This window comes from Gilliamella sp. wkB18 (assembly GCF_001690875.1).
GTDB classification, from domain to species: Bacteria; Pseudomonadota; Gammaproteobacteria; order Enterobacterales; family Orbaceae; genus Gilliamella; species Gilliamella apicola_A.
Window position 1 is genome coordinate 16,992 of the sequence record NZ_LZHM01000045.1, and the last position, 13,063, is coordinate 30,054.

General features: G+C 34.3%; 13 protein-coding genes. 12 read left to right on the forward strand and 1 reads right to left on the reverse strand.

Going from position 1 to position 13,063, the window contains the following annotated elements; all coding sequences use genetic code 11:
• Positions 1-3 precede the first annotated feature (3 nt).
• The 5 genes from A9G48_RS04720 (at position 4) to A9G48_RS04740 (ending at position 4,050) form a co-directional block, all read left to right on the forward strand.
• Entirely contained in the window at positions 4-1,167 is a 1,164-nt protein-coding gene (locus A9G48_RS04720; protein WP_065575836.1) for a hypothetical protein, read from the forward strand.
• Between the two features lie 121 nt (positions 1,168-1,288).
• Complete coding sequence (locus tag A9G48_RS04725; RefSeq protein ID WP_218057805.1) at positions 1,289-1,954, forward strand: PFL_4669 family integrating conjugative element protein; 666 nt, start codon at positions 1,289-1,291, stop codon at positions 1,952-1,954.
• Positions 1,955-1,974: 20 nt separating this feature from the next.
• Positions 1,975-2,490 carry a DUF3158 family protein gene (locus A9G48_RS04730; protein ID WP_065575838.1) on the forward strand — a complete coding sequence of 172 codons (516 nt, stop codon included), beginning with the start codon at positions 1,975-1,977 and terminating at the stop codon, positions 2,488-2,490.
• Between the two features lie 50 nt (positions 2,491-2,540).
• Positions 2,541-3,020: a single-stranded DNA-binding protein gene (gene ssb / locus A9G48_RS04735; protein WP_065575839.1), complete on the forward strand. Its 480-nt coding sequence runs from the start codon at positions 2,541-2,543 to the stop codon at positions 3,018-3,020.
• A gap of 139 nt (positions 3,021-3,159) precedes the next feature.
• Complete coding sequence (locus A9G48_RS04740) at positions 3,160-4,050, forward strand: prohibitin family protein (protein WP_065575840.1); 891 nt, start codon at positions 3,160-3,162, stop codon at positions 4,048-4,050.
• Positions 4,051-4,166: 116 nt separating this feature from the next.
• On the opposite strand, the gene A9G48_RS11940 is transcribed toward A9G48_RS04740, so the two are convergent.
• Positions 4,167-4,292 (reverse strand): hypothetical protein, encoded by a 126-nt coding sequence (locus tag A9G48_RS11940; RefSeq protein ID WP_255309146.1) that lies wholly within the window; start codon positions 4,290-4,292, stop codon positions 4,167-4,169.
• 231 nt (positions 4,293-4,523) lie between these two features.
• On the opposite strand from A9G48_RS11940, the gene A9G48_RS04745 reads away from it, so the two are divergent.
• From A9G48_RS04745 to A9G48_RS04775, 7 genes are all read left to right on the forward strand, one after another.
• Complete coding sequence (locus tag A9G48_RS04745) at positions 4,524-6,530, forward strand: DNA topoisomerase III (RefSeq protein ID WP_065575841.1); 2,007 nt, start codon at positions 4,524-4,526, stop codon at positions 6,528-6,530.
• Between the two features lie 773 nt (positions 6,531-7,303).
• Complete coding sequence (pilL2, locus tag A9G48_RS04750; protein WP_065575842.1) at positions 7,304-7,936, forward strand: PFGI-1 class ICE element type IV pilus protein PilL2; 633 nt, start codon at positions 7,304-7,306, stop codon at positions 7,934-7,936.
• Complete coding sequence (locus A9G48_RS04755) at positions 7,929-8,711, forward strand: hypothetical protein (protein ID WP_065575843.1); 783 nt, start codon at positions 7,929-7,931, stop codon at positions 8,709-8,711. The genes pilL2 and A9G48_RS04755 overlap by 8 nt, the downstream gene beginning before the upstream one ends.
• A gap of 23 nt (positions 8,712-8,734) precedes the next feature.
• Entirely contained in the window at positions 8,735-9,508 is a 774-nt protein-coding gene (locus tag A9G48_RS04760) for a TIGR03759 family integrating conjugative element protein (protein WP_065575844.1), read from the forward strand.
• 2 nt (positions 9,509-9,510) lie between these two features.
• Positions 9,511-10,038: an integrating conjugative element protein gene (locus A9G48_RS04765; protein WP_065575845.1), complete on the forward strand. Its 528-nt coding sequence runs from the start codon at positions 9,511-9,513 to the stop codon at positions 10,036-10,038.
• Between the two features lie 59 nt (positions 10,039-10,097).
• Positions 10,098-12,278: a type IV conjugative transfer system coupling protein TraD gene (gene traD, locus A9G48_RS04770; protein ID WP_065575846.1), complete on the forward strand. Its 2,181-nt coding sequence runs from the start codon at positions 10,098-10,100 to the stop codon at positions 12,276-12,278.
• Positions 12,278-12,973, forward strand: a complete 696-nt coding sequence (locus A9G48_RS04775; RefSeq protein ID WP_065575847.1) for a TIGR03747 family integrating conjugative element membrane protein — start codon at positions 12,278-12,280, stop codon at positions 12,971-12,973. The genes traD and A9G48_RS04775 overlap by 1 nt, the downstream gene beginning before the upstream one ends.
• Positions 12,974-13,063: the final 90 nt, after the last annotated feature.

Here is a 13,063-nt window from a genome sequence, read left to right on the forward strand (position 1 = left end):
GAAATGTTGGCAGAGCAAAAGGATATTAAACTTAAAGCATTAAGTCTGGCTTTGATTAAACAAAGAGAAATCAGCTCGTCAACTGATGAGCCAATAGCTGTGTTGTTTATGGGGCAACAATTCGATTCGTTTCCACGGGATTTATTACTTGATGATAGTATCACCTCCGTTGATAAATATGCCTGGCAAAGACTTTATATTGAGCTACAACAAAACCGCAATTATTTTCCAACCTATGACCGCTTACAAAAACTATGGGGAAATCTTGGCGGCTTGTTATCTCGTAAAACAGTGAGAGAAATATTATCACGGTTAGTGTTATCAGGCTGGCTTTCTTTTAAAGTAATTCGTGGTGATAACGGTCAGGTAGTCGGTAATGTTTATATGCTTCACAATACTAAATTAGAGCTTATAGATATTATTACGCAAAATGATGAAAGCGTTACACATATATTAACGTCATTGATGAGCAAAAAAAACATATCTCAATCACTAGCTATATTAACCTATAATCAGGTTAAAGCGTATTTAAATAGCAAACAATCTAACAATCTTTTCTTACAAATGAATCAGGGTAAACCAGAAATGGTTATCACGCATAATATTGATGATATTGCCCCTTCACTACTTGGACATTTAGAAAATTTGCTGAGTTCCAAAAATAAACTTAGTAAAAATAAACTTAGTTCCAAAAAGGAACCGCCTATAAAATCAGATAGTTACAATGCCCCTAGTAGTACTAGTAGTATATATAGTAGTAGTACTACTAGCGATGATAGTCAATTAGTCATACCGAGTAACCTGAAAGCCCGTCTCACAGATAAAGGAATGCGTGATATTACTAACACAATTGCCCGAACAGGTATTGCGATCCCTATGTTTAATAAAATCTGTCAGTCTATTTCAGTCAGCGATATTACTCAAATTAAAAATATGACTGCCTATTTGGTAAGAAATATTCAAAAAGCAGCTAAAGGTGAATATAACTTTGAATTCTATCATAGTAGACAAGAAAAATTATCATCAGGTAATACTATGATGAATCAATTTGTGGTTAATGAGCTAGCTGTTCATAAGAAAGAAAAACAAGTAGTAAGTAAAGAACGGTTGGATGAATTATTTAGTCCACTGAAAAACATGTTAAAACATCCATCTAGTTGTGGTTAAAAAATGGGCGCTGTTACGGGGGGTAACAGTGGTTAAAAAATGGGCGCTGTTACGGGGGGTAACAGCGGTTAAAAAACAAACAACGGCTATAGTGTGGCCAAAGACAAGAGGAGTTTTCAAAATGCAACAGAGTGAAAATAATCAAGTTGGTGTATTACGAAGTGATATTAGAATTGAACTTCATACCATTCCAGCGATTCAACTTTGGCATGGCAGAAAAAAAACTGATGATAAGTATCAAATTCCAAGTATGACAAGAGCAATTTCCTATTTAAGAATTATTGAAATTGCAGTACGACTTGATGATCCATATGCCGATCTTCGATTGACTGAGTTTTATCAACAGATCGAAAAGATTAAAAATTTATTAGATGTTGAAAATCGTAGTATTGATGAAGTGCTGAAATCTGTTCCCACTGGTTTCAAAGCAACTAATGCTACATCAGTTAAGCCAATTGATTTAAATCTTTTTATTAATGTGCCAAGTGGCTATCAATTAGTATTTTTACTTTGTGAGTTTGATTTGTTTATTCGAAAAGTACAGTTAGCTAAACATATCTCATTAATAACAGGAAATGATGCATCAGACAGACAAAATGTGATTGCACATGCACTCAGATCATTAATTACTTACACAACTAAATACAAGCGTGTAGGTGTGACACGAAAAGATTTTGTTGAAAACACACCATTGGCGAGTGAAGCAATTGAACAATTTGGACCTATACCTGAAGCAATTTTAAATGCTGATAAGGATCGGGATAGAATTTTAGCCACTACTGATTAAATGAATGAGGGAACCATTTAATGAATGAATTTTATCATGAAGAATATGCGGACACGCTCTCTCCCCGTGATTATATTTTTGTGAAACAAAAAACCTCCCTAAAAGGCCTTTTAAAGCCTTTTAAAGGTAATAGGGAATATGAAACCTTTATGCAAGAAATTGAGTTCAATATTGCTCAGTTGGAAAAAATTGGTTTGCGATTAATTAATGATACCAAAGATAAGTTACCAATTAAGTATTTACCATTTCATTTGAAAAAGAGACGACTTCAAAATGGAGCGGTGTATTTAACGTGGAAACAATCAAAAACAGTGATCCAAAATGGAAAACCTAAACGTAATGAAGTTGAGGGGAAACGGCTTATATTGGAATTGTTGGAACATAGTAATTTGAGTAAAACTGAAAAATCATTTATCAGAGAACTGGAAATTGACCGATTGACATTAAACATTCAGATGACTGTATGTGTTCGATTGAGACAATTATTCCGTGATACATTACCAAAAATTGATGAATTGGATCAGGCAATGTTGTAAGAGTTTTAAAAATTTAGAGTTTTTATATTTGACTAATTAAGGAGTTAAAAATGGCAAATCGGGGTATAAATAAAGTAATTTTAGTGGGTAATTTGGGACTAAATCCTGAAGTTCGTTGTTTACCTAATGGGGGAGTTGTAGCAAATATTAGTATTGCGACTTCTAAAACATGGAAAGATAAACAAACCGGGGAATCAAGAGATAAAACTGAGTGGCACCGTGTTGTGATCTTCGGCAAATTGGCAGAAGTTGCTGGGGAGTACCTGAGAAAAGGCTCACAAGTCTATATTGAAGGTCGATTACAAACACGTAAATGGCAAGATCAGTCAGGTCAGGACCGTTATATAAATGAAGTGATTGTTAGTGATCGGGGAACATTACAAATGCTAGGTAATGGTAATAGTGGGGGGGATAATAATGTTCCACAGCAGAATTTGGGTAAGAACACTAATAATACCACATCACAACAACCTACTCCACCACCACATAATGAGCCACTAATGGACTTTGATGATGACATTCCGTTCTGAATTCCAGATATAGAGTGGAGATTATATGAAATTTTTTTATATCTTTTTGTTTTTATGGGTAATTCTTATATTTATTGGGTTAATGCCGAGGATTATAAAAAATATTAATTATATTTTAAAAAATAGAAAGGAAAAATAAATGGTAAAAAATAATGAGTTTATTGATTTTAATATAAAACGAGTGGCTACATTTAGCTCCATAATCGTATTTGTTATTTTCTTATTGTGCGTTTTATGGGGCGGATGGTACACAGTAGATGCTGGTGAGAAAGGCATTCAATTAAGAAACGGTGCAGTAACTAGAGTTGTTGATGCAGGATTATACTTTAAAATGCCATTTTTCGATTCTGTTACCAGAATTAGTACCCGAACAGATGTGTCTTATTTTAATAATCTATCTAGTTACAGCAAAGATCAACAAGCTGCCAATGTAGTTGCATCAGTAACATTCCGTATTCCTGCGGGTGAAGCTGAGAAAGTATATTTATCATTTAAAACTATTGAGGAGTTGATTTCTTATACATTGGAAAGGCAATTGCCCAATCAGGTTCAAAATGTGTTTGGTAAATATAGTGCTATTGACGCTGTGCAAAAAAGAGAACAATTTGTTATTGATGTTACGGAAAGCTTGCGTGAATCTTTAAAAGAATTTCCTATTATCATTGAATCTGTACAAATTGAAAAAATAGCATATTCAAAAGCTTATGAACAATCTGTCGAAGATAGAATGAGAGCAGAGGTAGAAGTACAAACACAGATACAAAATTTACAACGAGAAAAAATTAGTGCTGAAATTGCTGTAACAAAAGCACAAGCCATTGCGGATAGCACATTAGCTCAGGCTAAAGCTGCAGCTGAGGCTGTGATTTTGAAAGGGGAAGCAGAATCAAAAGCTATTTTAGCTAAAACTGAAGCATTAAAACAAAATGCCGCGTTGATTGAATTAACTAAAGCTGAACGTTGGGATGGGAGGTTACCACAAACCATGCTGCCAAATACAGCTATTCCTTTTATTGATGCAAAAAAATAAAATAATATGCAGGAGAAGATTATGATTTACTATAACCACTATTCAGAATAGGAAATAATTTGAGTGCCGGTTCTCCGGCACGGGGGATAACTCATAGGATAAGAAATGGAACAATTTCAGCAAACAGCATTAATAGTAATATTTTGAGCATAGGTTTTTCTTGTAACACCAAGTTGTTCTGATGCAATTTCTTGACACCAACCGCACCCACGCTGCCAAATTTTCAATTCATAACCAGTCATCGTTATTATTCCAAGAATTAAATAATAATATTTTTAAAATTGGTAAATTCTACTCATTTTTTATTTTAAAAATACTCATAAATCAATTCCTGTGATTTCAATTAAATTCAATAAATGAATGTTGGTTTGTTGCTATTCGCCTTCTATTAGTTTTGTTAGGCTTATTCCAATTAATTTGTTCATGTAAATTTTTGTATCTATTTAAATTTATATTAAAAAGGAATCATTATAATGCGATTATTTATTTGCGAAAAACCCAGTCAAGCAATTAGCTTAAATGCAATTATTGGTACAACCGTTCGTAAAGATGGCTTTAATCAAAGCACTGATGGAAAAACAATAATAACGTGGTGTGTGGGTCATTTACTTGAACAAGCACCGCCAGAGGAATATGGAGAACAGTATAAGTCATGGAATGTGTTACCCATTATTCCTCAAACATGGAAAATGTCTGTTAAGAAAACGACGTCAAAACAGTTCAATGTGATTAAAGGATTGGTAAAAAAAGCGCAAGAAGTCGTTATTGCAACCGATATTGACCGTGAGGGTGAAACCATTGCCTGGGAGCTGCTTAAACTATTTAATTGGCAAGGTAGAACGTTAAGGCTTTGGTCATCATCAAATAATAATGATGCGCTACGTAAAGCAGTTAGCAATATTCAAGAAGCAAGTAAAACTTATCCAATGTATTTGTCGGGCCTCGGACGTTCTCAAGCAGATTGGCTGGTAGGAATTAATTTTACTCGTCTTTATACCACATTAGCTAAACAAAATGGTTTTGCAGGTAAAGTCTTATCGGTTGGTCGGGTGCAAACACCAACATTAAATTTAATTGTAATGCGTGATAGAGAAATCAAAAATTTTGTACCGAAGCCATTTTGGACAATATCGTTAATGTTAGCAAAACAGCAACAATCATTTATCGCTAACTGGCAACCCGATGAGTCACTATGTGATGAAGATGGGCGATGTATCAATCAACCTATTGCTGCTCAAAAATTAACGTTAATGAAACAGCAATCTAGTGCAATGGTTATTTCTGTTGAAACAAAGCTTATTAAGTCACAACAACCGCTTTGTTTATCTCTAAATGAGCTACAAAAACAGTGTAGCCGATTGTATGGTATGGAATTACAGCAAACACTTGATACCGCACAAGCCTTGTATGAAAAACATAAAGTAACAACTTATCCTCGAACTGATTGCGGTTATTTACAAATAGCTATGTTAAACGAAGTGCCTCAGATCATGGCAACGCTAAAAGCTTCAGATCCTGAAATTATTAATACAATAAATGAGCTTGATATGACAATTAAATCAAGAGTATGGAATGATGAGAAGATCACAGCTCACCACGGTATTATCCCTACTACCCAAGCATTTAATATTGGTACATTAAATCAAACGGAACGACAAGTATATGAACTTATCAGGTGCTATTATTTAGCACAGTTTTTACCAGTTTATGAAGTAAATAAAACCGTTGCAATGTTTGAGTGTGCTGGTGAACACTTACAAAGTAGGGGGGAACAACTGGTTACGTTAGGCTGGAAAAAATTATTTACTAAAGCAACAATAGATAATGAAAGTGACGTTGAGCCAGATAATTCACAATCTTTACCAAAATTGGTTCAGGGAGAACAATGTACAATCATTAAAGGTGATATTTCACAAAAACAAACAACACCGCCAAAACCCTATACTGATGGTTCATTGCTTAATGCTATGATAAATATTAATCGATTTGTTGAAGATCCTAAACTCAAAAAACTGCTTAAAGATAATGCTGGTCTTGGAACTGAAGCAACACGTGCATCGATTATTAAAACATTGGAACAGCGAGGTTATATTGAACGCAAGAAAAAAGTATTGGTTTCAACTCCAGTTGGTCAAAGTCTAATTGATACATTACCTGATATTGTAAAACACCCAGGTATGACAGCACTGTGGGAACAAGCCCTAAAAGAAATTGAATTGGGTCAGCAATCACTTGATGTATTCATGGATAAACAAAGTCAGTACATACAGATCGTTATTAATGAGGCTTCTAAACAAACTGTGAATATAGCTCAAGCGAGTGACGCAAAAAAATGTCCTTCATGTGGTGCGTCTATGATTAAGCGTAAAAATGAACATGGTACATTTTTGGGGTGTTCTGCTTATCCAAATTGTAAGCAAGTCATTAATGTTGGTAATAAAAAGAAACGAATTACAACAAAATCCGCAAAAAAAGAGTGAGTTCAGGTTGAGACTGGTTAGATATTGAAATACAACTCAAATTATGCCAGAATTAGACTCATTAGACTCTACTCCGGTGTTTCTTGATTTTGCGGTCATAAAATCAAACCACTCGCCAAGATTAATTTTTCATTAACCCGAATTAATTAAGGCACCCAAAGTCCATAAACTTGATATGGCTGCTTGTAACAACTCCGTGTAAGTTGCAACATATGCATAAGGAAAGAGGGCCTAGTGTATATCGGAGTCGATTATACCATAATAATATTGACATACTTAACCACAAGGAACAAGGTAGTACTTGTTCCTTCCTTATATCATTATTGAATAATTAGGGTAAATATCGTTGTGATGATAAACATGACGGATATGAAAACAACGGTATTTACCTTGATTATTTGAAAATAACGACACCAATGACTGAATGGTAAAAAATCAGGAGCCTTTAGTGCGTTAACGCGTGCCAGAACAAGTTTGTTTTAGTTTGACAAACATTGTTTTTCGGTTCAACTCAGCTAACTATATAGCGAACCGAGGATGAGATAAGAAAATTGCATAATATTATTTTGAGGAATAGAGTGCGTTTTTGACACTATCTATTGAGTCATATTTAATCCTAATTAATTATTTATTTATTATTATACTAAAAAACAAAAAAGTCACTCTGGAGTGGCTTTTTTGTTTTTTGGTTTTTTCAATATTGATTTGTTTATTTACTAAGCCGTTATTCATTGGCATTTTACCTTTCTCTTTCTCAATTTAAGGTAATTGTAATGAAAATTTTTCTATTGGCTATGTTTCCACTGCTTACGCTAACTGCGTGTGCAAATAAATCTGAACCAATTGAGCAAAACAAAAATCCTATACGGTATACCATGCCCAACGGAAAAACTACTCAAACCGTACAGGCTGATCGCTACACGTTAGTTGAACTTGAAGATCCAACGCAAAAATATGTACTGGATCAAATTATTGATACATCACTTCCCAAAAACCTCTCATTAACCGTCAAAGACGGTATGGATTATGTTCTGAATCAATCGGGATTTACATTGTGTAGCAATGCTAAGGTAGATGTTCTGTATGAGAAAAAATTGCCCAAAATTCATTACAAAATAGGACCAGTTAAATTAAGTGACGCTTTACAAATTATGGCTGGTCCAGCGTGGCATCATCTCGTTGATGATGTTGAGCGTATGGTATGTTTTGACTTAAATGAGGGTTATCAAATTAGTTTAAAACCTAGTGTAACAGATGTAACACCAACATTAATGCAAGCAGATAATAACCAGAAAACAGCCGAAACTTACCAATTACCGCCCAAGTCAATAAAATCAGGATTGTTAAATACTAAGAAATTAGTTGAACCACAGCAAACTAAAAACGAAGGAAACGTTCATGAGTAAACTCAATATTAACCAATCAATTATGATAACTAAAAAAAATATCATTATTTTCGGCGTTGTAATTTTATTGCTATTTTTGTTTACCATTATCTCGTTGATTGTCTCATTATCTAATAGTTCAAGAATTAGCAGTAATTATCAAACTATAGTCAGTCATAAAGTTAATGTCAGTAATAATGTCAGTAACATAATGGACAACGTTACTGTATTAGAGCAACGAATTAATTCAGTTGAATTAGAACAAAAGAAAATGACCATTGATTATGACAACCTGAATTTACGTTCAGCTCGTAATGAACAAGACATTGTATTATTGCAAACGGTTGTTAATGATAAAAATCTTGATAGTCGATTAGATAATATTGAAATAAGTATGAAAAATAATGAAATTGATATTGATTCAATTAAAAATATTCAGCGAACTCAACAAATAACATTAGATGATATTGCTAACGCTTTTACTGAGTTTAAGTCTCAAATCATTCAGAAAATCACAACAATGCTATCAGGTAGTAAAAACACTACTCCAAACAATACTAAAAAAAACATTAATGTCAGTAAAGTAGATAATTTTAACTACACATTATCAAGTATTGAATACCGTTCAGGTGAATTATGGGCAGTCGTTTGTCCCAAAAAATTCACCTCATTATCTGAGCTGAAATTTTTAAATGTGGGTGACTCTATCGATGGGTGGAAAGTCATGAATATTGAAAATAATTTAGTGAAATTAATCAATGGTAATCAGGTTTATACTCTGAAACTTACGCAATAAATAACGTAAATTGGGAAACGAAAATGACATTAAAATTATTCAAAACGCTCACAATTTTATTGGTATTGATTCCGCTTTATCAATCTCAGGTTATGGCTAAGAATATGCCATTGACTGATGAAAAACTCACTGAACAAGATACAAAAAACCAAAATACAGATATTTCTCTCCAAAAAGAAGAAACAATCAAAGAAAAAGCCAGTTTTTGGGGCCTTACTGTTGAAGAGTGGCATAAATTTGAAGCAATCAACGAAAAAGGTGGGCGAGGGTACTGGTCCCCCAATCTAGATCCTTTAACAACGTTGGGTGTTGAAGCAGAGACACAAGAAGAGCGAGAGCGTTATGCAATGCTTTTGGCTAAAAAAGAATTTGAACGCACTACGAAAGAGCTCGAATTTCAGCGTACTTATAACCAAATGTTTAAACGTCTCTATCCTGATGTTTTACCTGTTGAACTTGATGATAATCCCAATTTTGTTGCTCCACTTAATTACGAAGGTGAGCGAATGGTTCTATTCCTTGATGTTAATGACAGTGTTAGAGGGGCTAATTTATTAAATAAAGCCTTAAAAACAGGGAAAGAAATGGATATTTATTTGCTAAATACTGCTGATGATAATGCACTTATTCAAAAATGGGCGAATATTAATTATGTCCCAATTGAACGAGTACAAACAGGTTCCATTACGCTTAATCATAACAAGGGGCAGTGGGAACAAATAGGTAAGGGCATTTCACCAATATTAGTGCAAGAACAAAATGACGGTAAATGGCGACAAATTGAATTAGGTGATTAACTATGAAATTATTAAACCGAATACTAACCTTATCTGTTTTTGTTATTTCAATGAGCACAATATGTACGACAAATGCTGAGTTAAATGTTGTTAGTGATTATGGTGGCAATTCAATGGGAGGGTATTATGATATGTTAGATCCTCAAGATGAATATAGCGAGCAAAAACAACAATTTTTAGCTCCAGAGAATATGAGAATTGACGAGGGTACATATTTACCGGTTCATAGTGATCGTCTTTCACCTGCCAGATTCGAATCCTATCAAATTGATTATCCAACATTACAACCGTTTATTATTATTGGCTATGATGAGCTTTCAATCGAGTGGTTAAAAGCTCGATATGATGATTTAGAAGCTATGCCGAGTTTAGTTGGTGTTGCTGTCAATATTGATGATATCAATCAGCTTAATACCTTAAAATCCTTAACACATATTCCTCTATACGCTATGCCTGGCAATGATTTAGCCGATAGATTTTCTATTCACCATTATCCTGCCCTAGTTACGGCAACAGGGGTTGAACAATGAAGGTATCTGACGTTTTTTGTATAGCTAAAAATATTATTAATGATGCATGGAGTTAAGTTATGAGTAACGAACATGGCATTGAAGCTATATTTAGACCAGCATCTGAGATGTACAGTAGTATCACTTCCATAACTTGTGGGGCGATCTGTCTAGTTGCACCGTGGGCGGTAGCACTTTCATCTTCTGTTAATATTGGTGTTGCAGGTGCTTTTTTATTGTTTGGCATTTACAGAGCCAAACAAGGTATTACCATTATTCGTTATAAAAGAAATATAAAACGTTTACCATTCTATTCTCTGACTAGTGAACAAATTCCTGTTAGCCAAAAATTTCTTTTTCTAGGGAAAGGGTTTAAATGGGAACAAAAACATTTACAACGAATTATCTTGTGCCGTCGAGAGGAATATAAGCGTTTTGTTCAACCATCAGCCATATATAGAGCTGCTAGGCAATGGGAACAAAAACATGAAAAAAGCATTATAGCAAAGTGTACCAGTGCAAATCGTTGGTTTAATCCGCTGAAACCATTACCTCCAGTCGGTGGAAACCCATTTTTACATGGTGTCGAAATTAATGAGGTCGATATTATGATGCCATTTGTGGATAGGGGCGGTCATACGTTAGTATTGGGAACTACAGGTGTCGGAAAAACAAGATTATTAGAAGTTCTGGTTACACAAGACATAGCAAGAGGCGATCCAGTTATCGTCATTGATCCCAAAGGAGATGCAGATTTATTAAAAAGAATGTATGCAGAAGCTAAACGTAATGGTAGACAAGACGAATTTTACATATTTCATTTGGGTTACCCTGAAATTTCAGCTAGATATAATGCTATTGGTCGTTTTAGTCGAATTACTGAAGTTGCTCAGCGTGTTTCAGCTCCTCTTGCTGGAGAAGGCAATTCCGCAGCATTTAAAGAGTTCGCGTGGCGATTTGTTAATATCGTTACCAAAGCATTAATTGAACTGGGCCGTCGTCCAGATTACATTCAAATTAATCGTTATACAAACAATATGGATACCTTATTTTTAGAATATGCTCAGCACTATTTTGATAAGCACGATCCAAAAGCTTGGATCACTATTAGCGAAATGGCAACAAAAGTTAATGACAAAAATGTTTCATTAGCAATGCGTGGAAGAGACAAGCTTGTCGTTGCTCTTTATGATTATATTGCTGCTAAAAAAATTCGTGATGATGTTCTAGAAGGTTTACGTTCAGCTATTCAATACGATAAAACGTATTTTGATAAAATTGTTGCCTCATTAATGCCATTTTTAGAGAAGTTAACAACAGGAAAAACAGCACAATTATTAGCACCCGATTATTTGGATATCAATGATGAAAGGCCAATTTTCGATTGGGAACAAGTCATTCGAAAAAAGGGTATTGTTTATATTGGGCTTGATGCTTTGTCCGATGCTGTAGTTGGTGCTGCCGTTGGAAACTCAATGCTAGCAGATCTGGTATCAATAGCTGGGTATATTTATAAATATGGTGTTGATGATGGGTTACCAGGAGAAAATAGATCTAAGATTAATGTGTGTTTGCATACTGATGAAGTAAATGAAATCATGGGAGATGAGTTTATTCCACTTGTGAACAAAGCACGAGGGGCAGGAATAAATGTTACTGCATACACACAAACCATTTCAGATATTGAAGTCAAAGTGGGGAGTGCCGCAAAAGCAGGGCAAGTACAGGGGAATTTTAATAATATAATTATGTTACGTGTTCGTGAAACCAAAACAGCAGAACTTATTACATCACAACTTCCTAAAGTTGATATATACAAAAATACGGTAGTATCAGGTGCAAGCGATACACCGAGTCCAGATACAAAAACGGATTTCACTTCGAGCACTCAAGACAGAATTAGTACTGAGTCAATGCCATTATTAGAGCCTTCGGAACTAATACAACTGCCTAGAGGACAAGCGTTTGTATTAACGAATGGAGGGGTTTTATATAAAGTTCGTATGCCACTTCCGTCCCAAGAGAAAGATATCATGATGCCTGATTCAATCAATACACTTTCTAAAGAAATGGCAAAAAGTTATTCAACAGGTGAACAATGGTGGGTAAATTCAAATTCAGTATGGGAAAAGCCTGAAATAGATAATGATTCAGATATTAATTGTCCTGAGGAAAATGAATTACCTCTTCATCTAGAATTGGACATTGATGATGATGAAAAAGCCTTTTTAAATACTTTACAAGAGGAGAAATATGAATAATGGCCAATGCTGAATCTGATTCAAATTCAAATAAGCCCAAAAAAAAGGGATTTATTTCATCTATACTTTCTACACTTTTTTTTTCACTTCTTATAAGCATTGTTATTGAATGTATTGGCATAACGTTTTTTTGGACTGAACTCGGTGATAGTCATAGCGAAGAAATGCTCAATGTTGAGTTTAGTTATCTTGAACAAGACTTTGTCAATAGCTTTATTTTGTCTGAGCCTGTAGTTTTTGCTGAAAATATTATTACCAATACATATCAATTCATTGCTGTTAAAACGGGATTGATTGAAATAGTAGATGGAACTGTGAACGATGAAAGCTCGACTGTTTATAAATATATTAATTCGGTTGGCGTTTATGTAAAAGCCATTATTAATATTATATTGGTTTTTTTGGTTCGCTTAGTTATTTTGACTCTTTCAATACCGATTTTTATTCTTGCTGCTATTGTTGGTTGTGTAGACGGTCTGGTTCGGCGAGACATTCGGCGATTTGGAGCAGGTCGTGAATCAAGTTTTCTATATTATCATTCTAAAGCATGGATAAAACCCTTATTGATCCTGTCATGGCGATTCTATTTGTCAATTCCCTTTTCCATTCATCCTAATATTGTATTTATTCCAATGGCATTTTTATTTGGATTAAGTGTAAGCATTACCTTCGGTTCGTTTAAGAAATATCTGTAATGATTTTTGGGTACTGAAATTTTTTTGAAAAATTGTAAACAGATTTGATTGATGTTTTTTTAAATTTAATCCCTATAGTAGGAATCCGGT